Below are 23,371 nucleotides of genomic sequence, written 5' to 3'. Positions count from 1 at the left end.
CCATGCCCCAGCGGGTCACCATCAGTGCCGAACAGGCAGGGCGGCTCGTGGCCGAACAGTTCCCACAATGGGCCGCACTACCTGTGACGGCTGTGGAGAACAGCGGCTGGGACAACCGGACCTTCCACTTGGGCGACAACATGTTGCTCCGCCTGCCCAGCGCGGAGGAGTACGCCTTGGCCGTGGAGAAGGAGCACCGTTGGCTACCCGAGCTGGCACCCGCTCTCCCGCTGCCGATCCCGATACCGCTGGCGAAGGGGAGCCCTGGTGCGACCTACCCGTTCGCGTGGTCGGTCTACGGGTGGATCGACGGCACGCCCGCGACGTTCGAGTCCGTTGTCGATCCGATCCGCTTCACCGAGGACCTGGCCAACTTCGTCGCCGCGTTGCAGAGCATCGATGCCTCGGAAGGGCCACAGCCTGGCAAGCACAACTGGTTCCGTGGAGCAACACTGCGGACCTACGAGGCGCAGGCGCTCGGTGCGCTGGACGAACTGCGCGGCCACACCGATGTCGCGTCGGCACATGAGTTGTGGACTCAGGCGCTCGAGGCACAGTGGGACGGGGTGGACGTCTGGTTCCACGGCGACCTTGCCCAGGGAAACATGCTCCTTGAGGACGGACAGCTCGCCGCCGTCATCGACTTCGGTACGTGTGGCGTGGGGGACCCCGCTTGCGACCTCGCGATCGCCTGGACCTTACTCTCGGCCGACGGTCGCAACTTGTTTCGGAGGCAGCTCGGCGTCGACGATGCGACGTGGGCGCGCGGACGCGGCTGGGCGCTGTGGAAGACGCTCGTCTCGTGCGCCAACAGCCTGGGCGAGGACGGCACTGACGCCCGTAACGCGCGACGCGTGCTCTCAGAGATCCTCGCTGATCGAGGCTGAGGGGTCATAGGGGCGCGTGGACCACCGGGGCCACCGCCTGAGAGTCGGTCTGCCTGCGCAACCAGCCCCTCAGCACCCGGTGTTCGTGATCGGACAACTCCAGCGGCCGGCTTCGGACCAGGCACCGCGCCACTCTGCAACCGCAAGCGAACTAACGACTCAGGACACTAGGCAGGCTGGCGGATCAGGGGTTGTCCCGCAGGAACCGCTCGATCTCCGCGGGGACCTCGTTGTGGTCGACGAACCTCGCGAACGCGTTGCGTCCCTCGGGTGTCAGAACCAGCTGATTGAGTCGCCCACCGGGCGCAGAGATGTAGTTGCACCGCTCCATCTCGGCGATGAACCGGCGGGCGAAGGGCACGTTGCGCTGCGCGACACCACGCTGTTCAATGCCCTGGCGCTGCCGGGGACTCGACTCCTTCATCTTGGTGCAGATCTTCTCCACGATGAAGAAGTACGGGTGGTACTGCAGTGCGTAGTAACTCCCTACTTCGTCGGTCTGGGCACCGTGATAGTTCAGGTACCCGAGGGCGTCCGCATCGGTCAGCATCTCGGCTGCGGTGGACTCTCCGGTGGTGACGATTATGGTGGAGTCCCTGGAGATCTGGCGGAAGTCGGCACCCGCGACTTTGGCCCGGGTGAGGTCGATGTCGATGAGGTCTGCGTTGGTGAAGCGGGCCCCGCTCAGGTCGGCGTCCCTGAAGTTGGTGGCTTCGAGGATCGAGTCCGAGAAGTTCACTCCCGCGCAGTTGACCTTCTCGAAGGTGCACTCCGAGATTTCGGTGGAGCTCATGTCGAAACCGTTGAGATCGGTCGACCCGCTGGCCGTCGAGAAGTTCAGTTTCCGCAGCGGGACAGCGCTGAAGTTGCGCGTCTCCGCGCTGCAGTACTCCAGGAAGGAGCGGACTGGACTCCGGCTCCCCTGCCGGCCGAAATTCTTGCATCCAGCCTGCCAGAGCAGGGCGAGCAGTGCTCCGAAGGACGGTGTCGTACTGCGCGACGGCCAGGCGTTCCTCAGCGCCGTCACCTGTACCTCGATGTCCCTCTGACTCTGCGTGGCGGCGAAGATCTGCATCGCCTCGGAGATCGGGACGTTGATGCTCGGAGGCTTTTCCGACACCAGCTTGTTGAGCATGTACTCGGTGACGAGGAACTCACGCAGCGAGTTGTGAGAGAAGGCCCACCCCCGGTCCTGGCTGAGGGACGACCTGGTGAGCGTCGACGACCGGCGCAGGTCGTTGAAATAGACATCCTCGGGGTTGTCGCCGGAGGAGTCCCTGCCCAGTCTGCGGATCTCGGAGGCGAACACGCTCCTGATGAGGGACCGCAGAGTCGCCTCGTCGGCGGAGGGCGCGTCGCGTTCCGACAGGCGGACGGCCAGGGACTGCAGGAAGCGCCGCCTGTGCTCCGGGGCGAGTTCGCCGCCGTTGTGGAGGTCACGCATCATCAGCTTGCCGATGATGAGCTTGTAGACGTACCACTCGGTGAGCCTTTCCGGCATCTCCGAGATCTGGTCCGCCTTGAGCTGCTCCACCACCTCCAGCAGGTAGCTGACGATGACGGGCTTCCCAGACAGGGACACGTCCTTCCCGCCCTCTTCCCGGAACACTCGGTCGAGGATCTCGAAAAGAACGTTCTGACCCTCGGGATCGTCATGAAGCTGCCGTTCGACGAGCGCCCGGGTTTGGGCCTTGTCCAGGTCCTGCAGGGATCTCTCCGAGCGCTCCAGGAAACTCCTCCTGATGAACTCGTCGATCTGTTTTTCCTGCTTGATCTGCTCCTCGTCGGAAGCCGTCAGAAGGTATTCCGTGCGGAGCGACCGGTACAACGTGTCGAAGACCTGGAGCTCCTCGGCCTCGGTGAAGTAGTTGGGCCGACTCGTCAGGATGCCCTTGGCGCCGCCGTCGGCGAGTTCCGCCAGCGCCCGCAGGCACTCTCGGCGTTCCCGCGACTTCAGGTACTGGGCCATTTCGTCGTATCCGTCGAGCAGCAGGACCACTCGGCCGCTGCGGATCAGCGAGAAGGCGAACTCGATCGGTACATGGCCGAGTTCGTTGTGGTCAAGGAAGTAGTGCAGCAACCCGCGGGCGTCGAACTGGCGGGTGAAATTGCGCAGTTCGATGCGAAAGGGAATGGGAAGGGACGGATCACGGATGTAGTCCTGCGTCCAGCGGTACTGAAGCACCTTGGTCAGGGCCGTCTTTCCGGTGCCGTACTCGCCGACAGTGACGAGCCAGCGCCCCGAGGTGCTGTTGTCACCACGCCACTGCTCCAGCCACTCCACCGCGGAGTGGTTCCCCATCACGTCCCGGAAGCGATGAGGCTGGTATATGTCGCTCAGGTAACTGAGCTCGCGGGCGATGGGGCTGGAGTCGGCACTGGTGACATAGCTGATGTACGGCTCGAACTTCTCGAACCTGCGGAAGAGTTCCTCGTAGGTGAGGCACTCCACGCCAGTCTCCGCAGCACGTTCCACGACGGCCGCGGTAAAGCCCGCGGAGGAAATGATCAGGAGACGTGCCCGGGGATCCTTCACCTGGATCATGGCCAGCTTGGAGAGGTCCTTGCCGTACTTCGCATTGTCCACGTGCTGGACTGTGGCTTCGATGTAGATCGGAGATGCGAAGGCGTCGCCCTTGGGTTCGGCGATCAGGTCGACCTCGGCCCCGAACACGTGGACCGATGTCCGGACCCGGTAGTTGTTCGACTCGAAGAGCCGGCGGATGGCCTCCGGCAGGCCCTTCTCCGTCATCTGCTGCACCGTCACATTGGCCTCCCCGAGTCAGAAGCCCCCATTTTTCCATGAGTTGACGGATTCGCAGCCCCGTCGTGGCCGCGTGCGGACGGCGCGTGTCACCGCGCCGAGCGCGGTCTCAGCTGGCCGTACGCCGAATCCGCCCGGCATACCGCTTCTCCAACTCCAGATTCCCCTCGAACCCCCCAGGCACGTTGGCGGAGACATACACCGGAGGACGGTCGCCGGAGGCAAGAAGAAGCCCCGCCGCCTCGGCGACCGTCATCTGCACCAGGAGCACACCGGTAAGGGTGGACAACGCGCACACCGCGCCCCCACCGGGAAGCTCAAGCAGCGCGTCCCCGCGCGGCGCCGCGTTGTCGAGGACGACGTCGGCGAGGTCGGCGAGCTTGTGCCCGCTCGGGTGGGCGGCCGGTACGGACCGGGTGTGGCCGAGGGAGGTGATGGCCAGCAGCCGATGGCCCTGCGCCTTGACGCGCAGGGCCATCTCCACGATGACGTTGTTGACGCCGGAGTTGGAGATGACGACGAAGAGGTCCTGGGGGCGGGGGGCGGCGAGTGCGTAGAGGCGGGCCGCGATGCCGGGTTCGCGTTCCAGCAGCGGATCGTCGAGGACGCCGGGGTCGTCGCCGCCGTAGAGGACGAGGTCGGCCATGCTGAGGCGGTTGGTGGGCACGAGGCCGCCCGCGCGGCCGGCGAGCTCGAGGACGAGGGCCTGGGAGTGGCCGGTGCCGAAGGCGTGCACGACACCGTCCTCGCGGACGCAGTCGGCGATCAGGGTGGCGGCGGCGGCCACGTCGGCGCGCGAGGTCTCGGTCAGGCGGTGCAGTACGGCGAGGCTCTCGTACGCGAAGCGGTCGGCGCTCACCGGTTCGGGCACGGACTCGTTGGCGGACTCGACGGACACCTTTGCACTCCCCACTGGCGGCGACTGATCATCCGGTGGATTGAACCACCTCATACCCACATACAGGTGAATCAATAAATCACAGCCGTCGACACCCCGGCAATGGCGCAGCTCACCGAGGGAGACCAAGAGGGTTTCCGGTCCTGGTATTCAGACACCGCCGCAACGGGTGGCTGATACCTTCTGAAGCATGCCCTCGACCGATGTCACCACCCTCATCCGCACCGAACTGCCCCGGCTGGCCGGCTCCCTGCGGAAGGTCGGCGAGCTGATCCTGGAGGATCCGGCCGCCGTCACCCACTGCTCGGCCGCGGAGCTGGGCCGCCGCACCGGGACCTCGCAGGCCACCGTCACCCGGTTCTGCCGCGCCATCGGCCTGGACTCGTACCAGCATCTGCTGATCGAACTCGCCCAGGAGCGCGGCCGGGGCGAGTCCTCGGACTGGGGCAGCGCCGAGATCGGCCCGGACATCTCCCCCGACGACAGTCTGGAGCGGGTCGTGCAGGTCGTCGGCACCGCCGACCTGCGGGCCATCCAGCAGACCATCGACCGGATCGACCTGGACGCGATCGAGCGCGCGGCCCAGGCCGTGGCGCGCGCCCGGCGCATCGACGTGTACGGCGTCGGGGGCAGCGGCGCGGTCGCCCAGGAGACCGAGACCCGGCTGTTCCGCATCGGCTGCGCGGTGCGCGGCTGGACCGAGGTGCACGCGGCCACCACCTCGGCCGCGCTGCTCACCCCGGCGGACGTGGCGATCGGCATCTCCCACTCCGGCGCCACCCGGGAGACGATCGAGCCGTTCGAACTGGCCAGGGAGCGCGGCGCCACCACGGTCGCGCTGACCGCCGACCCGCGGTCGCCGCTGGCCCGCGCCGCCGACGTACGGCTGATCTCGTCGTCCTCGGAGACCAGCTTCCGCACCGGCAGCATCGGCGCCCGCCACTCGGTGCTGATGCTCATCGACTGCCTCTACGTCCGGGTCGGCCAGCTCTCCTACCAGCGCGCGAGCGCGTCCCTGGCACTGACCGACCACATCGCCGGGGCGCACGCGGTGAAGTCCCGGCGGGCCCGCTGAGCGGTTTCGAGAGGCCCAGGAATGCATGGATGAACCAACCAAGATGACAACCTATGGTTGATTGAACCATCCCTCGATGCCAGGATGGGGCTCCCCCGCGCACCGCTAGGAGCCCCATGCGTGTCATCTCCGTCGCGTCGACCGAGCTCTTCACCGGCACCGAGGACCAGCCGCACCAGGTGGTCGCCGTGGAGGTGGGGCACGAACCGGGCCGGGCGGTCCGGCTGGGCGTGACCGGCACGGATGTGCACAGCGTCGGGGAGACCGTCGTCATCGTGGGCGAGGACGGAGCCGGGCGCGCCGAGATACCCGTGGCCGTCGAGGGCCTGGTGCCCGGGGACCGCCGCGAGATCACCGTCACCGCCGAGGACGGGGACGAACTCGCCCGGCGTACCGCCGAGTTCACCGCCGCCGAGCCCGGCTGGACCATGTTCATGGTCAGCCACTTCCACTACGACCCGGTCTGGTGGAACACCCAGGCCGCCTACACCGAGACCTGGGACGTCACCGACGATCCGGCCGTCACGGGCCTGCCCGCCCGTACCTTCGACTCGCGCGGCCAGTCCGGGATGAGCCTGGTGCGGGCCCACTGCGACCTGGCGCGGCGCGACCCGGCGTACACCTTCGTGCTCGCCGAGGTCGACTACCTCAAGCCGTACTGGGACTCCTTCCCCGAGGAGCGGGCCTTCCTGCGGCAGCTGATCCGCACCGGCCGGGTCGAGATCATGGGCGGCACCTACAACGAGCCCAACACCAACCTCACCGGCGCCGAGGCGACCGTACGCAACGCGCTGTACGGGGACGGTTTCCAGCGCGGGATCATCGGGGCCGCGCCCGAGACGGCGTGGCAGCTGGACGCGTTCGGGCACGATCCACAGTTCCCGGGGCTGATGGCCGACGCGGGGGTCACATCCAGCTCATGGGCGCGCGGGCCCTTCCACCAGTGGGGCCCGACGCTGTCCGTGTTCGGCGAGGAGCCGCGCGACCCGCAACGGATGCAGTTCCCGGCGGAGTTCAGCTGGATCGCTCCCTCCGGACGCGGGCTGCTCACCGCCTACATGGTCAACCACTACGGCGCCGGCTGGGCCATCGACAACGCACCCACCCTGCCCGAGGCGGAGGCGGCCGCGCTGAAGCTCTTCCAGGGGCTGAAGAAGGTCGCCCTCACCCGTAACGTCCTGCTGCCCGTCGGCGGCGACTATGCCCCGCCGTGCCGCTGGGTGATGGGCATCCACCGCGACTGGAACGCCCGTTACGTCTGGCCCCGGTTCATCAGCGGCATCCCGCGCGACTTCTTCGCCGCCGTACGGGCCGAGCTGGAGCGGGAGAGGCGTACGGCGTCCCCGCAGACGCGGGACATGAACCCCGTCTACACCGGCAAGGACGTCTCCTACATCGACACCAAGCAGGCCCAGCGGTACGGCGAGACGCTCCTCGCCGACGCCGAGGCCTGGGCGACCCTCGCCTCCCTCGTCGCCGGGCACCCCTACCCGGACGCGGCCCTGGACAAGGCATGGCGGCAGCTGGTCTACGGCGCCCACCACGACGCCATCACCGGTTCCGAGTCCGACCAGGTCTACATCGACCTGCTCACCGGCTGGCGGGAGTTGCACGACCTGGCGCGGACCGTGCACGCCGACGCGACCGACGCGCTGGCCCGCCGGGTGGTCCCGCTGCCCGGCGGCGCGCCCGACCTGGTCGTCTTCAACTCCGCGACCTGGCAGCGCCGGGACGTGCTGACCGTGTCGGACCCGGGCCTGGTCCCGCTGGACGTCACCGGCCTGCCGCTGCCGGCGGTGCGCGAGGAGGGCGAACTGCGGGTCGTCGTACCGGAGGTGCCCGGCATGGGCCTCAAGGCGCTCTCCCTCGCGGACGGCCGGGTGCCCGGCTGGACGGCGGGCGAGGGGACGACCATCCGCAACGAGTTCTACGAGGTGACGGTCGACCCCGCGCGTGGCGGTGGCGTCAGCAGCCTGCGCGCGCTCGCCGAGGGCGGCCGGGAACTGCTGCGCCCCGGGGACATCGGCAACGAACTGGTGGTCCAGGAGGAGTACCCGAGGCATCCGCGCTTCGGTGAGGGACCCTGGCATCTCACGCCGACCGGCACCACCGTCGCGAGGAGTCGGGACGTGACGGCTGACATCGATGTCGAGCACTCACCGGCCGGCTCCCGCGTCACCGTCCGCGCCGACCTCGGGCTCTTCCGCTGCACCCAGCGGCTCACGCTCTGGGCGGGCGTCGACCGGCTGGACGTGTCGACGACCGTCGACGGCTACGACGGCGCCGACCGGCTGATCCGGGTGCGCTGGCCCTCGGACGTGCGCGGCGGGCTGCCGGTGCACGAGGTCGCGGACGCGGTGATCGGGCGGGGCTTCGGGTTCGTGGAGGTGGACAGCGAGCGGTTCCCCTGGACGCTGGACAACCCCGCCAACACGTGGTTCGGGCTGGGCTCCACGGCCCGGATCGCCGTGCACGACGGTTCCGGGGCTCTGCTCGGGCACCGGTCGATCGGGGTGGCCGAGCTGGTGTTCGCCGACTGGTCCACGGCCGGTGAGCTGGGCACCCCGCTGGCCGCCGCCCTGGTGCGGGCGGGGGTCACGGCCACCTCGACCATCGCGGGCGGCCCGCGCTACGGGGATGTGGAGGTCGACTCCAATCTGCCCGACGTACGGATCGCGGTCGGCGGGCCCGAGCGCAATCCGGTGGTCGCGGAGGCGCTCGGCTGGGATCCGGCGGCGGGCCGGGAGTTGCGCCGCAGGCTCGACGAGGGCGGCCCGGCCGCCGTATGGGTGGCGCCGCGGGCGTCGCTGCGCGAGGAGTGGGTGCCGGGCGCCGATCTGCGTGACCTGGAGCGGCTGCCGCTGCTCGTCGTGGCGGGCGGCGAGGACGACGCGAAGGCCGTGGACGCGCTGATCGCCGACCTGGACGACGCGACCGTACGGGCCACGTCGGCGGGCGGCTGCGAGGCGCTGCCGCCGGGCGACGCCTGGGACGGCCGGGGGCTGGCGATCCTCAACCGGGGTACGCCGGGGTGTGTGGTCACCTCGTCGGGGGACCTCTGCATGTCCCTGATGCGTTCCTGCACCGGCTGGCCCTCCGGCATCTGGGTCGACCCGCCCCGGCGCACCGCTCCGGACGGCTCCGCGTTCCAGCTGCAACGCTGGTCGCACACCTTCGAGTACGCGGTCGTCGCGGGCGAGGGCGACTGGCGCGACCTGGGCTGGCCCGCTGCCGGACATGCCTTCAACCATCCGCTCACCGCACGACTGCGCCGACCCTGCGAGACACCGGCCGACCTGCCGAGGACGGCGACCCTGCTCACACTCCAGCCCGAGGGCCGGGTGCTGCTGGACGCGTTGAAGCCGGCCGGTTCCCCGCTGGCCCGGGGCGGCAGTGAGCCGGTGGACCCCGCGCGCGGGGTGGTCGTACGGGCGCACGAGGTGGACGGACGGCCGGTGCGGGCGCGGCTGGCGGGACCGGTGGAGTGGGCGGAGGGCACACGCGCGGACGTGCTGGAGCGGCCGGGCGAGCCCGTGGCCCCCGGCCCGGACGGTGCCCTGGAGTTGGGGCTGACGGGCTTCGAGGTGGCCACCGTGCTGGCCTCGCCGTCGACCGCGAGGTGCGCACCGGCGTTGCCGGGTGCCGCCCGTGCCGCCCCAGCGGCACGATTGCCAGCGGCTGCGCCGGTGGCGCCGGCCGAAGGACACGGTGTCGCCGCGCATGAGCCCGCGCAGCCGGTGCACACCCGCTACTGGCTGCACAACTCCGGCCCCGCGCCCCGTGGAAACCTCCCCGTGGCCGTCTACCTCTCCCCGACCACACTGACGGCCGACGGCCCGGTCACGGTGACCGTGCGGGTCTCCTCCGAGCTGACCCACGCGCCCGTCCTGGGCACGGTGGCCCTGGAGGTGCCGTACGGCTGGACCGCCGAGCCCGCCGAACTGCCGTACGCGCTCGGCCCGGGCGGCTTCACCCTCACCGAGGTCACCGTCACTCCCCCGCCGGACCCCGTGCCCGGCCGGTACCGGCTCGCCGCACGGCTGGCGTACGGCGGACAGACGTACGAGGACGTGGTCGCCCTGGATGTGCCGGGCGAGGCGGTGGAGGGCGGGCCCGACGGGCGCACCGGGCCGGGTCTGCTGCTGGAACTGGGCGTCGACCGGGTCGAGGTGCGCCGGGGTGGACGGGTGCGGGTGCCGGTGCGCGTGCGCAACACGACGCGTGGGCCCGTGAACGGAACGCTGTGGGCGGTGTCGTCCTGGGGCACCTGGGCCGGGGTCGAGCCGGGCTGCCAGGGATTCACCCTGCCGGGCGGGGAGGGCACGGTGTGCGAGGTGGAGGTGGACGGCTCGGCGGTGCCGCCGGGTTCGTACTGGCTGATGGCGAAGGCCGGGTGGCACGGCTGCGTGGCCTACACGGAGGCGGTCGTGCTGGAGGTGACGGAGTGAACGGGCACGCCGCCGTCGTCAGTGGGGACGAAGTCCCGGTGGAGCGGGTGGACGCGCTGCTCGCGGCCGTCCCGGCACGGGACCGGGAGACCCGGCCGGAGGCCCTGGCACGGGCGGAGCGGCAGCGCAGACGGTGGGCCACCCAGGTCGTGGTCGTCGACGAACTCGCCCGCCGGGCCTGCGCCGAGCGCGGTCTCGCGCCGCCGCCCCAGGTGCCCCCGGCGCGACTGCTCGCGGTGTCCGGGTCCGATGTGGCCGACCTCGGCAGCATCGTCGCCGTGGCGCTCGCGCACTCCCCCGCCGCGCGCGCCCTGCTGTCGGCGCTGGAGGCCGAGCAGCGGGTCCCGGAGCGGGCGGCACGGGACTACTACGACCGCAACCAGGACCGGTTCCTCACCACGGACGCCCTACGACGCGGTGTCGATCCCTACTACGTCCTGCAGCCCTCCGATGTCCTGCCGTACGACGAGGTCCGCGACGGTGTGGCGCGGGAGCTGCGCAGGGCGCTGGCCCGGCAGGCCTTCTTCGACTGGCTGGACCGCGCCCGGGCCTGCGTGGAGTACACGCCCGGCCATGAGCACCCGGGCGATCCGGGCCACCCGGACCACGAGCACCGGCACTGACCACCCCGGTGACACCCGGAACCCAAAAGCAACACGGCAAGCCATTGACCTCCGATGAATTCTGGTCCACCTTTTCATCAACCGGAGTCCAAGTTGGTGATTTGAACCAGCAGCTCCAGCAGAACCAGCACCTGGAGGCGACATGCGTGCGGGAAGACTGACCGGAACCGTGGCGGGCGTCATCGCCCTGGCCCTGACCGCCGCCGGCTGCGGTCTGTCGGGGGGCTCCGACACCGGGGAGGCGACGGCCGGCGGCTGCAAGGTCGACCAGGGCAACGTCGGTTCCGGGAAGCTCACTGGGAAGGTCGAGGGGAAGATCACCTTCCAGACGACGAACCTGAAGAAAGACTTCGGGGAGTTCTTCAACGGAGTGATCAAGGCCTTCGAGAAGGCCCACCCCGGCACCTCGGTGAAGTGGATCGACGACCCGGGCGACAACACCTTCACCCAGCGCAACGTCGCCGACGCGCAGGCCTGTACGTTGCCCGACGTCATCAACCTCAACTCGGAGACGGCGACCGCTCTCACCAAGGCGGGCTATCTGCTGGACATCGGCGTCAAGGACCCGGACGCCTCCAAGCCGTTCGTCCCCGCGTTCTGGAACTCCAGCACGATGACGGACGCCTCGGGAGCGTCCGCGCACACCGTGCTGCCCTGGTACACGGGCGGCATCGTCCTGACGTACAACACCGACCTGCTGAAGAAGGCCGGCATCGACCCGGCCAAGCCGCCGACGAGCGTCTTCGGGCTGTTCGCCGACTACGAGAAGATCGCGAAGGCGGCGGACGGCAAGTACTACGCGACGATGGCCAATCCGGTGTGGCGGATCCCGGCCGACTTCGACCAGATGAACATCAAGGTGCTGTCCGAGGACGGCAAAACCGCCGTGTTCGGCGACGATCCGCGGACCACGCAATGGGTGGATGGCGAAGCTGTACAAGGAGGGCGCGATGCCGAAGGACTCGCTGTCCTCCAGCAACGACCCCTCTACGCTGTACAGCCAGGGCAAGGTCGCCTACGGCTCGACGAACCCGAGTTTCGTCCGCTTCGTGAAGCAGAACAGCCCCTCGGTGTACACCAGGACGGGTGTCGGGCAGCAGCCGTTCGACGCGCTCGGCCACACCACCGGCGCCCCGCAGTACATAGGCGTCGCTGCGACCAGCAAGCACGCGCCGGCGGCACTCGCCTTCGCCGAGTTCCTGACCGACGCCGAGAACCAGACGGCCTGGTGCAAGGACCCGAACGTGGTGATCTTCCCGACGACCACGGCCTCGCTGGACGACCCGTTCTTCCAGAAGGTGTCCGGGGACGACCCGTTCTCCGAGGCCCGCAGGCTGGTCGCGGAGCAGCTGAAGACCGCGACCGCCGACCAGACGAACCTCTCGCCTGCGGTGCAGAACGCGATCGTGGCCCAGGTGCAGTTGGCCATGCAGGGCAAGAAGAGCCCGGCGCAGGCCGTGAAGGACGCCCAGTCGAAGGCCAACGAGCTGCTGAAGCAGGCGGGTTGAACGTGGCGACCCAGACCGTGAAGCCGGTGTCCGTGCCCGGTGCGGAGCACACCGCCTCCGTGCCGGGCCCGGCCCCGTCCCGCGTCCGGCGGCTCGGCCGGGCGATCCTGCCCGGCCCCGTCCCCGGCGCCAACGGGGCGGCGCTGTACCGCCGTTGGTGGCTGCCCTGGCTGTGGACCGCGCCCGCGATCGTCTGCGCGGCGGTGTTCGGGGTGTTCCCGTTCCTCAACACCGTCCTGCTGTCGTTCACCGACGCCAAGCCGCTCGGCGGCGCCGCGAGCTTGGTCGGGCTGTCCAACTACACGCGGATGCTGGACGACCCGGACTTCTGGCTGGCGACCTGCAACAGTGTGCTGTACGCGCTGATCGTCGTCCCGCTGATGGTGCTGCTGCCGCTGCTGCTGGCGGTGCTGGTGGAGAAGAACCTGCCCGGCATCGGCTTCTTCCGCTCGGCGTTCTACACGCCCGTCCTCGCCTCCAGTGTGGTGGTGGGTCTGAGCTGGCAGTGGCTGCTGGCCGACGACGGGCTGGTCAACACCTGGCTGGAGAAGGCCCATCTGATCAGGAGCGCCATCCCGTTCCTGTCGGACTCGTGGCTGATCCTGCTGTCCGCGATGGGCCTGACCCTGTGGAAGGGCCTCGGCTGGTACATGGTGTTCTACCTGGCCGCGCTCGGGAACGTGCCCAAGGAGCTGCACGAGGCCGCCGCGATGGACGGCGCCGGTGCCGCGCGCCGCTTCTGGCACATCACCGTGCCGGGCGTGCGGCAGGCCATGATGCTGGTCGGCACGCTCACCGGCATCGGCTCGCTGCGGGTGTTCACGGAGATCTACATGCTCGGCGGCTCCACCGGCGGCCCCGGGGGCGCCGACCGCACCCTGCCCTTCTACATCAAGGACGTCGGCCTCGACCCGATCACGGGCAACGCCGGGTACGGCTCGGCGGTCAGTGTGGCGCTGTTCGTGCTGACGCTGGGGCTGACCCTGCTGGCGCAGCGGCTGACGAAGGAGGACGAGTCATGACGACGGCCCTGGAGAAGCCCCGGCGTTTCCTTCCGCGTTGGCGGGACTACGGCCGCCCGCGCGAGCTGGTCGTCCGTTATCTGCTGCTCCTCCTGGTGCTCGGTCTCACCGTCGGCCCGTTGGTCTGGCAGTTCCTGGCCTCGCTGAAGAGCACGGGCGAGGACGTCTTCGGCGCGGACGCCACCCTGCTGCCGCACCACCCGACCCTGCGGGCCTACCGCGAGGTGTTCGGTCAGGTGCCGGTCGCGACGTACATCAGGAACAGCGTGATCGTGGTCGTGCTGTCGATCACCAGCCAGCTGGTGTTCTCCACCACGGCCGGCTACATGCTCTCCAAGCCCGGTTGGAAGGGCCGCCGGGCGGTCTGGGTGGTGCTGGTGGCCTCCATGATGTTCCCCTTCGAGTCGATCATGGTGTCGCTGTTCCTGAGCATCCGCGACCTGGGTCTCGTCGACAGTCTGGTCGGCGTGTGGCTGCCCGGGTTCGTGGGCGCCATCAACGTCCTGCTGATGCGCGGCGCGTTCCTCGCCGTACCGCGTGAGATCGAGGACTCGGGCATGCTCGACGGCGCGAACGAATGGCAGCGCTTCCGGCATCTGTATCTGCCGTCCGCGTGGGGCGCGATCCTGGTGGTCACCATCAACACCTTCATCAGCGCCTGGGACGACTTCCTGTGGCCGCTGATCGTGCTGCGTTCCGAGGACCACATGACGCTGACGCTGGGTCTGTCCCGGCTCACGAGCTCGTCGTTCGGCTACGACCAGCGGGTGGTGATGGCCGGTTCGGTGATCTCCGTGGTCCCGGTGCTGGTGCTGTTCGTGATCACCCAGCGGTGGTTCTACAAGGGCGTCTCGTCCGGGGCCGTCAAGCTCTGACCGCTCGGGCGCTCGGGTCGAACACGAGTGGTACGGCGGTCAGCGCCTCGCGCGCGGAGGCTGCGACCCGGAGCTCCACCGCCTGTTCCGGTACGACAGTCTCCAAGTCTGCGCCGACCAGCTCCAGTTGGTCGGCGCCGAGGCGGATCGCGACCGTACGGCACTCCCCGGGCGCGAGCTCGACGGCCTCGAACGCGCGCAGTTCGAGGGAGCGCGGCCAGACCGGGGTACGCAGCCGGCGGACGTAGAGCTGGACGACGCTGCGGCCGGGGCGGGTGCCCGTGTTGGTGACGTCGACCTCGACGGTGTGCCCGGTGAGCCGGGGCGGGCCGTGGTGGAAGGTGGTGTACGACAGCCCGTGCCCGAAGGAGTAGAGGGGCCCGGCGTCGCCGTCGACGTAAGTGCCGTACTCGGTGTCCTTGTGGTTGTAGTGGACGGGGAGCCGGTCGGCCGAGCGCGGTACGGAGACGGGGAGACGGCCGGCGGGTTCGGTGAGCCCGAGGAGGACCTCGGCGATCGCCTGCCCTCCCCACGGGCCCGGATACCAGGCCGTGAGGAGGGCGTCGGCCCGGTCCGCCGCCTCCGGGACGGCGTGCGGGCGGCCCTGGACGAGAACGACCGCGGTGGGGGTGCCGGTGGCGGTGACGGCGTCGAGGAGCGCGTGCTGGGCGGCGCCGAGCCGCAGTCCGGCGAGGTCGACGCCCTCGCCGCAGGTCATCTCGGACACGACCGTCCGCGCGGCCCCGTTGGCGTCGAACTCCGTGTCGGGCGTACGGGCGCTGCTGCCGCCCAGCACCAGTACGGCCAGGTCGCAGGCGGCGGCCGTGGCGACCGCCTCGGGGATGCCGGTGCGGTCGTCGCCGGTGAGGGCCGCGCCGCGGGCGTGGCGGACCTCGGTACCGGGCGGGGCGAGGCGGTGCAGCGCGTCGAGGACGCTCACCCCGGTGCCGGAGCGCTGCGGGGCGGTGTAGTCGCCGAGTTGATGGGCGGTCGTGGCGGCGTGCGGGCCGAGGACCGCGATCCGGCGCGTGCAGGGGCGGACGGGAAGGGCCCCCGTCCTGTTGTGCAGGAGGGTGACGCAGGCGCGGGCGAGCGCGGTGCTCAGCTCGCGTCCGCCGTCGGGCCGCGGTGTGCGGCGGGTGTACGGCTGCTCGAACAGGCCGAGGCGGAACTTCAGGCGCAGGACGCGGGCGACGGCTGCGTCCACGGCGGCCTCGCTCACCAGCCCCCGCTCGACGGCCTCCTCCAGCTGGGTGAAGCCCTCGTCCCAGAGGCTGAGGTCGACCCCGGCGTCGAGGGCGAGCGCGCCCGCGGAGACCTTGTCACCGGTGATGCGGGCGAGCCGGTCCACGGCCAGGCCGTCGGCCATGACCAGTCCCTCGAAGCCCCAGCGGTCCCGGAGGATCCCGGTGAGCAGGGCGCGGTTGCCGGAGCAGGGCAGTCCGTCGACCTCGTTGTAGGCGGCCATGACGGCGGCGGCGCCGGCGCGGACTCCGGCCCGGGCGGCCGGGAGGTGGATCTCGTGCAGTTCACGCGGGCCGAGTTCGGACTCGGCGGAGTTGCGGCCGCCGACCGTGGCGCCCTGCCCGGCGAAGTGCTTGAGGACGACCGGTGCCTTGTCGGCGGCGAAGTACGCGCCGGTGCCCTGCATGCCGCGCACGAGTGCCTCCGTCAGCCGGGCCGCGAGGCAGGGGTCCTCGCCGAAGCACTCCTCGGTGCGCCCCCAGCGCGGGTCGCGGGCGATGTCCAGTGCCGAGACGAGCGCGACATGACCGCCCCGGGCGCGCAGTTCGGCGGCGGCGTGGGCGGCGGCCCGCTCGTACAGGGCGGGGTCCCAGGTGGCGCCGACGGCCAGGTTCACGGGCAGGACCGTGCCGTCGAGGGCCATGTGCCCGTGCGGCACCTCCTCGACGAACAGGGCGGGGATGCGCAGGCGGCTGCGCTCCAGGACGTGGCGCTGGACGAGGTCGGCGAGTTCGGCGCTGTCCTCGATGCCGGGCCCGTCCCCGTGTCCGACGCCGGACCAGGCGTCGGCGCGCATCAGCCCGTACAGGGCGCCGAGCCCCGCGAAGCGCTCGGTCTCGGCCCGCAGCGCCTCGGTGATCCGGAAGCCGCCGTCCGGGGTGCGCCGGTAGGCGTGCCAGCCGTACATCCGCTGGTTGAGCTGGCCGGTCTTCTCACGCAGGGTCATCCGGGAGAGGAGGTCGGCGACCCGGGTGCCGAGGGGGGCGGCCGGGTCGAGGTACGGGTACGGCGGCCGGGCGACCGTGCGGTCCTGAAGAGGCATGGGAGGTGTCCTTGTGGGCGTGCGTCAGGGTCTGGGCCGGTGGGCGAGGGCCGCGAGGCGGGCGAGGGCCACGGCGCCCGGGGAACCGTCCGACACCGGGGTGACCGTGAGCGCGAGGTGAGCCAGGCCTTCGGTCAGGGGCGTGAGCAGGGGGCCGTGCGGGGCGAGCAGGCCGCCCGTGACCACGAGGGGTTCGCCCGGGCGGGGTGCCAGCGCCTCCACGCTCCCGGCCAGCCGTCGGGCGGCCTCCCGGAGGATCTCCGCGGCGACGGCGTCCTTCTCCTGCGCCGCCGCGACGACGAGGGGCGCGTGGTCGGCCAGCCGGACCGGGGGCCGGTCCATCACGGCGGGCAGGAGATGCGCGCGGTAGGCCGTGCGCAGGGTGGCGCTCCAGCGGGCGGTGTCCGTGATGCCGTAGCCCTCGGGCGGCAGGACCCCGGGGGGCAGCCCGAGTTCCCGGCCGACCGCGCGTACGAGCGCCGTGGGTGCGCCCCGGCCGTCGGCCGCGCGCAGGGTGGCCCGGACGGCGGCGCGGCCGATCCAGAAGCCGCTGCCGTCGTCGCCGAGGAGCCAGCCGTCGCCGCCGGAGGTCGCGGCCGGGACCCGTGCGGCGATCCGGGCCGCGACCGCGCCGGTGCCGGCGACGAGGACGAGACCGTCGGCGGGGTGGCCGGGGGCGGCGGCGAAGGCGGTCTCGATGTCGCTGTGGACGTCGACCGTGCCGGCGGTGATGCCCAGCCGGGCGAGGGCGGTGGTCAGGGCCGTGCGGGCCCGTACCCGGCCCGGCTCGTCGGCGCCCTGGGCCTGGTGGCCGGCGCCGGCGAAACCGCCCGCGACCGCCGCGACCCGTGCGCGCAGGGGTGCGGGCACAGCCTGCGAGAGGGCCTCGGTGAGGTGGCCGGCGAGGTCCGGTCCCGACACGGTGAGGGCGTTGCCCGGGCCTGCCGTTCCCTCGCCCCGGGGGCGGCCGTCGCCGAGGTCCGCCAGAACGGCACGGGTGCGGGTGCCGCCGGCGTCGAGGCCGACCACGAAGGCCTGGTTCAAATCACTATTCATCGATCCCCATGGTGGTTGATACATTCGCCACTGACAAGGTTCGCCGTTGACAAGGTCCGGCTCTCGAGGAGGACGCCATCGACACGCCCGCGCTTCGATTCGGGGTCAACTACACCCCACGCCGGGGCTGGTTCCACGCCTGGCACGACTTCGATCCCGGGCTCGCGCGCGAGGACCTGGCGCAGATCGCCGGGCTGGGCCTGGACCACGTGCGCGTGTTCCATCTGTGGCCGCTGCTGCAGCCCAACCGCGCCCTGGTCCGCGCGTCGGCCGTCGACCAGCTGGTCCGTCTGGTGGACCTGGCGGGCGAGTGCGGTCTGGACGTCCTCGTGGACGGTGTCCAGGGCCATCTGTCGAGCTTCGACTTCTATCCGGAGTGGACGCGCGGCTGGCACCACCGCAACGTGTTCACCGACCCCGGGGCGGTCGAGGCCCAGGCGCTGCTGCTGCGCACCCTGGGCCGCGCCCTGTCCGGCCATCCGCGTCTCATCGGGCTCCAGCTCGGCAACGAGCTCAACAACCTGGTCGAGCACAACCCGGTGACTGCGGCCGAGGTGGACCACTACCTGGACACCCTGCTGGCCGCCGCGCGGGAGGGGCTGGGCGAGGGCGGGGGCCTGGTCACACACTCGGCGTACGACGCCGCCTGGTACGGCGACGACCACCCCTTCACCCCGCAGGCCTCGGCCCGCAAGGGCGATCTGACGACCGTCCATCCCTGGGTGTTCTCCGCCGACTGCGCCCGCCGCTACGGCCCGCGCTCGCCGCAGGTGCACCATCTCGCCGAGTACGGCACGGAACTCGCGGCGGCCTACGCCACCGACCCGGTCCGCCCGGTCTGGGTCCAGGAGACGGGCGCACCCGAGCCCCACGTCCCGGCGGCCGACGCCCCCGACTTCGCCCGCGCGACCCTGCGCAACGCGGCCGGCTGCGCGCGGCTGTGGGGGGTGACCTGGTGGTGTTCCCACGACGTGGACCGTTCCCTGGCCGACTTCCCGGAACTGGAGTACACCCTGGGCCTGTTCGACGCCACGGGCCGCCCGAAGCCGATCGCTGAGGCCCTGTCGGAGACGGTGACCGAACTCCGCGCGGCCCCGGCGCCGCCCCCGCCCCGCGCCGAGGCCCTGGTCCTGGACTGCACCCCGTCCACCCGTTCGGTCTCCGGCCCCGGTGGCGCCTTCTTCGACACCTGGATGCGACTGCGCCAGGAGGGCGCCCGCCCGGCGGTGGTCCTGGCGGAACACGCGCAGGACAAGGCGTACTTGGCGGCGAGGGGGATCACGGAGCTGATCGACGCGAAGTGAGCCGGGGGCGCTCCGGGGCCGGCCGGGACTCCGGCCCCGGACCACATCCGTACGGGTCAGACCGCCCGCCCCGTCAGCACCTCCGCGACCGCACGCAGATTGACCCGCCCCCTGCCGTGCGCGCACAGGGCGCCGCCCGGCTCCGGCAGCCCGGTGGAGACGAGGAGCGCGTCCGGCCGTACGGCGAGCAGGGCGTCCCGCACCCGCCCCTGCCAGGGATACAGCCCGGCATCACAGGTGGCGACGACCAGGGGCCGCCCCTCCGCAGCCCGCAGCGCCGCCTCCACGACGGCCTCGACGTCCCCCGGCTCTGCGGCGACGGCCGTCCCGGTGGCCGCCGCGTCGAAGGCCCGCACCCCGGTCAGGAGGTCCTCGCCGCCCCAGTTGAGGGCGGGGTGCGGGGCCGGGAAGAGATCGACGACATGCGCACCCGGCATCGCTCCGGGCAGCGGCGCCCCGCTCCTCCTCACGGCCCGCCGCGCCGCCGTGAGCCCGGCCCCGTCGTCCCAGGCCGCCACCGTTTCCGGCCGGGGCGGCACGGCGTACCGCAGGGCGAGCCGCCGTACCCGCTCCGCGGCCTCGGTCACCCGCTCCTCGGGCAGCTCACCCGACGCGAGGGCGTGGAGTACGGCGTCCCGGCAGGCGAGGGTGACCTCCAGGTCGGGTACGGCGACGATGACCTGGTCCGCTCCGGCGGCGAGCGCGAGACGCGCGCCGGCCGCCTCGCCGTAGCGGTCGGCGATGGCCTTCATCTCCAGCGCGTCGCTCACCAGGACGCCCTCGAAGCCGAGTTCGCCGCGCAGCAGGTCGGAGAGGATGCGCGGACTCAGGGTGGCGGGCCGCCCGGGGTCGAGCGCGGGAAAGACCACGTGGGCGCTCATCAGCATGGGCACGCCCGCGTCGACGGCCGCGCGGAAGGGGGCGAGGTCGAGCCGGTCGTACGGCCTCGGGTCCACCGCGAGTTCGTGGTGGCTGTCGGTGACGGTCCCGCCGTGCCCCGGGAAGTGCTTCGCGCAGCTCGCCACGCCACGCGCCTCGGTGGCCGCGATCCAGGCCCGCAGATGCCGGGAGACCAGCTCCGGGTCGCCGCCGAAGGCACGGGTCCGCACGATCGGGTTCTCGGGCCGGCTCTGCACGTCGGCGACGGGGGCGTAGGAGGCGGTGATGCCGAGCGACAGCAGATGCCCGGCGAGCGCGTCGGCACAGCCGGCGGTCAGCCGCAGATCGTCGGCGACTCCGAGTGCCCACGACCCGGGCACCTCGGGCGCACCCGCCGCCACCAGATGGCCTATGCCGCCACCCTCGTTGTCGATGGCGACGAGGAGATCGGGCCGCAACGTCCGCAGGATCTCGGTGAGTTCCCGCACCTGCCCGGCGTCACGCACGTTCCGCGTGAAGAGGATGACTCCCCCCAGCCCACGGTCGATGAGCCGCTTCAGGGTGTCGGGAACCGTCGTCGTACCGTCGAACCCCGCCACGAGACAGCGGTGCGCCGCCTCATCGAGAGCGGCGGGCAGATCCGGGCCCAGCGCCCGGGAGGCGAATTCCGTCACCCTCGAAATCCTCTGGCTCAACAAGCCGAAAGTCAACATCTACGTGAATTGTTCAACCCGAGAACAGCCCGGGATACTGGCGGCATGGCCATCTATGACGCGCTGGGCGCGACGTACGGGCGGACGCGGCGGTCCGATCCTCGGATTGCGGCGCGGATTCGTGGTGCGCTCGGGGATGTCGGCGGGGTGATCAATGTCGGGGCGGGAAGCGGGTCGTACGAGCCGGTGGGGACCGTGCTGGCGGTGGAGCCCAGTCGGGTGATGATCGGTCAGCGGGCGGTGGGGGCAGCGCCCGCGGTGCAGGGCGTCGCGGAGCGGCTTCCGGTGCGCGACGGGGCCGTGGACGCGGTGCTGGCTCTGCTCACCGTCCATCACTGGGACGACCTGGCGGCCGGGATCGGCGAGTTGCGGCGGGTCGCACGCCGTCGGGTGGTCGTGCTGACCTGGGACCAGCGCGTGTTCCGTGAGCGGTTCTGGCTCGTCCGGGACTATCTGCCGGAGGCGGCCGCGTTCGACGACCTCCGGGCGACGCCGGTCGACCGGCTGTGTGAACTGCTGGGCGGGGCACGCCAGGAGGTGGTACCGGTTCCGCATGACTGCGTCGACGGGTTCGCCGCCGCGTACTGGCGGCGGCCGGCCGCCTATCTCGATCCACGGGTGAGGGCGGGGATCTCCCTGCTCGCCCAGCCCGGGGAGGACACCCTCGCGCCCGGACTCGCCCGGCTGGCGGAGGACCTGGCGTCCGGCCGCTGGCACACACGTCACGCCGAGTTGCTCTCGCTCGACGCCATAGACGCCGGGTACCGGCTGCTCGTGGCCGATCTCTGAGAGCCTGTGCCATATCCCCGGCCGGGCGCGCGACGCCTGGCACGCACGCTCGCAAGGCGCCGGACGCCGCGCGCTGATCCGGCCGGGGATATGACACAGGCTCTGAGTGCAGTCCTGATCAGTCGTCGGCGAGGAGAGCCGCCGCCTGCGGATGTTCCGCCGCTCGCGGGGCGCGCAGGGTGGAGGCGATGCCGACACCGAGGAGGGTGAGGGCGGCGGCGGTGAGGCCGGCGGTGCGCAGGCCGGGGACGAGGTCCGGGCCCGTGGTGGCCTCGGCGCCCGAGTTGGCGACGGCGACCAGGACCGCCAGGCCCACGGCGGAGCCGATCTGCTGGGTGGTGGAGGCCATGGCGGAGGCGATGCCCTGGTGGTGGACCTCGACCCCGGTCGCGGCCGCGGCGAACATCGCGGTCCAGGCGACGCCCTGGCCGAGGCTGAGCAGGACGACGCCGGGCAGGAGGGCCGGATAGCCGCCGTCCGGGGACATCGCCAGGGCGAGCGCGGTCATGCCCACGGCGCCCAGGAGCAGTCCGGTCACGATGGTGGCGCGGACCCCGGCCCTGCCGAGCAGCTTCTCGCTGAGCCTGGTGCCGGCCATGCCGACCAGTGCCGAGGGCAGGAAGGCGAGGCCGGTGGCGAGGGCGTCGTAGCCGCGGACGTTCTGCAGGTAGACGGTGAAGAAGTAGTACTGGGCGCCGAAAGTGCCCATGAAGACGAAGGTGACGCCCATCGCGGCGACCAGACTGCGGTTGCGGAACAGGCGCAGCGGCATCAGCGGGTGGGCGGTGCGGGCCTCGACGAGCAGGAACAGGCCGATGAACAGGGCGCCGGCCAGGAGCGCGGCGACGGTCTCGGCGGAGGTCCAGCCCGCTTCGGGGCCCTGGACGACACCGAAGACCAGGGCGGTGAAACCGATCGTGGCGGTGAGCGCGCCGGTCAGGTCGAAGCCGCGGCCGTGCTCCCGGGGCACGTCCCCGGGGACGACGGAGAAGGCGGCCGCGGCGGCACCCAGCGCCAGCGGGACGTTGACGTAGAAAACGGCCTCCCAGCCGAAGTACTCGGTCAGCAGTCCGCCCAGGAGCGAGCCGAGCGCCAGGCCGACCGCTCCGGCGCCACCCCAGACCGCCAGGGCCCGGTTGCGTTCGGCACCCTCGGCGAAGGTGGTGGCGATGAGGGAGAGGGTGGCGGGCAACAGCAGCGCGCCGCCCAGCCCCTGGAGTGCGCGGGCGGCCACCAGCGGCCCGGGGTCGCTCACCAGTCCGCCCAGCAGTGAGGCGAGGCCGTAGAGAGCCAGGGCGGTGGCGAACATACGGCGCCGGCCGAGCAGGTCGGCGGCCCTGCCGCCCAGCAGCAGGAAGCCGCCGAAGGCCACGGCATAGCCGCTGACCACCCATTGCAGGCTGTGCGCGTCGAACCCGACCTCACGGCCGATCTCCGGCAGGGCGACGTAGACGATGTTGTAGTCGATGGCGCTGATGAACTGCGCGAACGCCAGCAGGGCCAGCAGCGGCCCGTGGCCGCGGCGCGGCGAGGGGGACAGCATGACGGAGCAACAGCCTTCCAAGTAAGTGGTTAACCGCTTACAAGCGGGACCGAAAGAAAGGGCCGCTCGGGAGCGGCCCGGTGGAGGACGGGAGCCAGGAACCTAGGCGCGCAGGGTGCGCGCCCAGGGGGCGTCCACGGAAGCGGCGTCGATCGCCACCACGACGTTGCGGAGCAGACCGTCGGCGAAGTAGCGGCGCAGTTGCTCCTCCGAGGCGCCGGAGACGGCGCGGACGTACTCGACCTGCTTGGCGTAGCAACTGCGGACAGCCTCGCCGATGACCGGCTCGCTCGCGCTGCACTGCGCGTGCAGGAGGATCATGAGCACCTCCCGGTCGGCGATGACCTCGCCGTACGAGCCGGCCATCGCCTCGAGCACCGCTTCCGGGTCGGTGCCCCGCACGGCCGCGGCCGCCGCGGCGGCGCTCTCCCGCAGCCGGTCCGAGCAGTGGTCGACCAGGGCCGCGAACAGGGTTTCCTTGTCCTTGAAGAGCCGGTACAGATAGCCCTGCGAAATACCGGCGGCCTTGGCCACGTCCATCGTCGAGGTCCCGTAGTACCCGCGCTCGGCGAACGTCGTGATCGCCGTGCGCATGACCGTGGCCCGGCGCTCATCGGCAGTGGAACGCTGCCGTGTCCTCGCTTCCATGGAAGTAATCAACCACTCACATACGCACGGTGTCAATCGCGCCGTGTCCATC

At 71.3% G+C, this 23,371-nt stretch carries 15 protein-coding genes and 1 pseudogene; 9 read left to right on the top strand and 7 right to left on the bottom strand.

Annotated features, from left to right (window positions below; all coding sequences use genetic code 11):
- The first annotated feature begins 2 nt into the window (after nt 1-2).
- Nucleotides 3-887, top strand: a complete 885-nt coding sequence (locus tag ACLZN2_RS40825) for an aminoglycoside phosphotransferase family protein (RefSeq protein ID WP_416984735.1) — start codon at nt 3-5, stop codon at nt 885-887.
- A 184-nt stretch (nt 888-1,071) separates the two neighbouring features.
- On the opposite strand, the gene ACLZN2_RS40820 is transcribed toward ACLZN2_RS40825, so the two are convergent.
- Nucleotides 1,072-3,654, bottom strand: coding sequence for an NACHT domain-containing protein (locus ACLZN2_RS40820; protein WP_416984734.1), 2,583 nt, complete (start codon nt 3,652-3,654; stop codon nt 1,072-1,074).
- A 106-nt stretch (nt 3,655-3,760) separates the two neighbouring features.
- Entirely contained in the window at nt 3,761-4,549 is a 789-nt protein-coding gene (locus ACLZN2_RS40815; RefSeq protein ID WP_416984732.1) for a sugar isomerase domain-containing protein, read from the bottom strand.
- 190 nt (nt 4,550-4,739) lie between these two features.
- Between ACLZN2_RS40815 and ACLZN2_RS40810 the strand changes: the two genes are divergently transcribed.
- From ACLZN2_RS40810 to ACLZN2_RS40785, 6 genes and pseudogenes are all read left to right on the top strand, one after another.
- Entirely contained in the window at nt 4,740-5,624 is an 885-nt protein-coding gene (locus tag ACLZN2_RS40810) for a MurR/RpiR family transcriptional regulator (RefSeq protein ID WP_416984730.1), read from the top strand.
- Nucleotides 5,625-5,740: 116 nt separating this feature from the next.
- Nucleotides 5,741-10,072, top strand: a complete 4,332-nt coding sequence (locus tag ACLZN2_RS40805; RefSeq protein ID WP_416984728.1) for an NEW3 domain-containing protein — start codon at nt 5,741-5,743, stop codon at nt 10,070-10,072.
- Nucleotides 10,069-10,695: a peptidyl-prolyl cis-trans isomerase gene (locus tag ACLZN2_RS40800; protein ID WP_416984727.1), complete on the top strand. Its 627-nt coding sequence runs from the start codon at nt 10,069-10,071 to the stop codon at nt 10,693-10,695. The genes ACLZN2_RS40805 and ACLZN2_RS40800 overlap by 4 nt, the downstream gene beginning before the upstream one ends.
- Nucleotides 10,696-10,837: 142 nt before the next feature.
- Nucleotides 10,838-12,203: pseudogene (locus ACLZN2_RS40795) on the top strand (extracellular solute-binding protein).
- Nucleotides 12,204-12,262: 59 nt separating this feature from the next.
- Complete coding sequence (locus tag ACLZN2_RS40790) at nt 12,263-13,225, top strand: carbohydrate ABC transporter permease (protein ID WP_416984887.1); 963 nt, start codon at nt 12,263-12,265, stop codon at nt 13,223-13,225.
- Nucleotides 13,222-14,100 carry a carbohydrate ABC transporter permease gene (locus ACLZN2_RS40785; RefSeq protein ID WP_416984726.1) on the top strand — a complete coding sequence of 293 codons (879 nt, stop codon included), beginning with the start codon at nt 13,222-13,224 and terminating at the stop codon, nt 14,098-14,100. The genes ACLZN2_RS40790 and ACLZN2_RS40785 overlap by 4 nt, the downstream gene beginning before the upstream one ends.
- Here ACLZN2_RS40785 and ACLZN2_RS40780 read toward each other — a convergent pair.
- Together ACLZN2_RS40780 and ACLZN2_RS40775 are read right to left on the bottom strand one after the other, a co-directional pair.
- Nucleotides 14,090-16,387 carry a glycoside hydrolase family 3 N-terminal domain-containing protein gene (locus ACLZN2_RS40780; protein ID WP_416984725.1) on the bottom strand — a complete coding sequence of 766 codons (2,298 nt, stop codon included), beginning with the start codon at nt 16,385-16,387 and terminating at the stop codon, nt 14,090-14,092. The two genes, ACLZN2_RS40785 and ACLZN2_RS40780, sit on opposite strands and share 11 nt — an antisense overlap.
- A 24-nt stretch (nt 16,388-16,411) precedes the next feature.
- Nucleotides 16,412-17,443: an N-acetylglucosamine kinase gene (locus tag ACLZN2_RS40775; RefSeq protein ID WP_416984724.1), complete on the bottom strand. Its 1,032-nt coding sequence runs from the start codon at nt 17,441-17,443 to the stop codon at nt 16,412-16,414.
- A gap of 77 nt (nt 17,444-17,520) precedes the next feature.
- Here ACLZN2_RS40775 and ACLZN2_RS40770 point away from each other — a divergent pair, with 77 nt between their 5' ends.
- On the top strand, nt 17,521-18,747 hold the full coding sequence (locus tag ACLZN2_RS40770; RefSeq protein ID WP_416984886.1) for a glycoside hydrolase 5 family protein: 1,227 nt from the start codon (nt 17,521-17,523) through the stop codon (nt 18,745-18,747).
- A gap of 56 nt (nt 18,748-18,803) precedes the next feature.
- Here the strand turns inward: ACLZN2_RS40770 and ACLZN2_RS40765 are convergent, their stop codons facing one another.
- Nucleotides 18,804-20,300, bottom strand: a complete 1,497-nt coding sequence (locus ACLZN2_RS40765; protein ID WP_416984723.1) for a glycoside hydrolase family 3 N-terminal domain-containing protein — start codon at nt 20,298-20,300, stop codon at nt 18,804-18,806.
- Nucleotides 20,301-20,384: 84 nt separating this feature from the next.
- Here ACLZN2_RS40765 and ACLZN2_RS40760 point away from each other — a divergent pair, with 84 nt between their 5' ends.
- Complete coding sequence (locus ACLZN2_RS40760; protein WP_416984721.1) at nt 20,385-21,128, top strand: class I SAM-dependent methyltransferase; 744 nt, start codon at nt 20,385-20,387, stop codon at nt 21,126-21,128.
- A 118-nt stretch (nt 21,129-21,246) separates the two neighbouring features.
- Here the strand turns inward: ACLZN2_RS40760 and ACLZN2_RS40755 are convergent, their stop codons facing one another.
- Entirely contained in the window at nt 21,247-22,671 is a 1,425-nt protein-coding gene (locus ACLZN2_RS40755; protein WP_416984720.1) for an MFS transporter, read from the bottom strand.
- Nucleotides 22,672-22,773: 102 nt separating this feature from the next.
- Nucleotides 22,774-23,319: a TetR/AcrR family transcriptional regulator gene (locus tag ACLZN2_RS40750; RefSeq protein ID WP_416984718.1), complete on the bottom strand. Its 546-nt coding sequence runs from the start codon at nt 23,317-23,319 to the stop codon at nt 22,774-22,776.
- Nucleotides 23,320-23,371: the final 52 nt, after the last annotated feature.

Source organism: Streptomyces sp. T028 (assembly GCF_048159505.1).
Lineage (GTDB): Bacteria > Actinomycetota > Actinomycetes > Streptomycetales > Streptomycetaceae > Streptomyces.
This window is presented reverse-complemented; position numbering and strand designations above follow the sequence as displayed.

Excerpts from the sequence above, each read along its gene's own strand:
- ACLZN2_RS40785 (WP_416984726.1), top strand. The coding sequence starts at position 13,222 with ATGACGACGGCCCTGGAGAAGCCCCGGCGTTTCCTTCCGCGTTGGCGG.
- ACLZN2_RS40805 (WP_416984728.1), top strand. The coding sequence starts at position 5,741 with ATGCGTGTCATCTCCGTCGCGTCGACCGAGCTCTTCACCGGCACCGAG.
- ACLZN2_RS40775 (WP_416984724.1), bottom strand. The coding sequence starts at position 17,443 with ATGAATAGTGATTTGAACCAGGCCTTCGTGGTCGGCCTCGACGCCGGC.
- ACLZN2_RS40755 (WP_416984720.1), bottom strand. The coding sequence starts at position 22,671 with ATGCTGTCCCCCTCGCCGCGCCGCGGCCACGGGCCGCTGCTGGCCCTG.
- ACLZN2_RS40780 (WP_416984725.1), bottom strand. The coding sequence starts at position 16,387 with ATGCCTCTTCAGGACCGCACGGTCGCCCGGCCGCCGTACCCGTACCTC.
- ACLZN2_RS40760 (WP_416984721.1), top strand. The coding sequence starts at position 20,385 with ATGGCCATCTATGACGCGCTGGGCGCGACGTACGGGCGGACGCGGCGG.
- ACLZN2_RS40825 (WP_416984735.1), top strand. The coding sequence starts at position 3 with ATGCCCCAGCGGGTCACCATCAGTGCCGAACAGGCAGGGCGGCTCGTG.
- ACLZN2_RS40750 (WP_416984718.1), bottom strand. The coding sequence starts at position 23,319 with ATGGAAGCGAGGACACGGCAGCGTTCCACTGCCGATGAGCGCCGGGCC.
- ACLZN2_RS40810 (WP_416984730.1), top strand. The coding sequence starts at position 4,740 with ATGCCCTCGACCGATGTCACCACCCTCATCCGCACCGAACTGCCCCGG.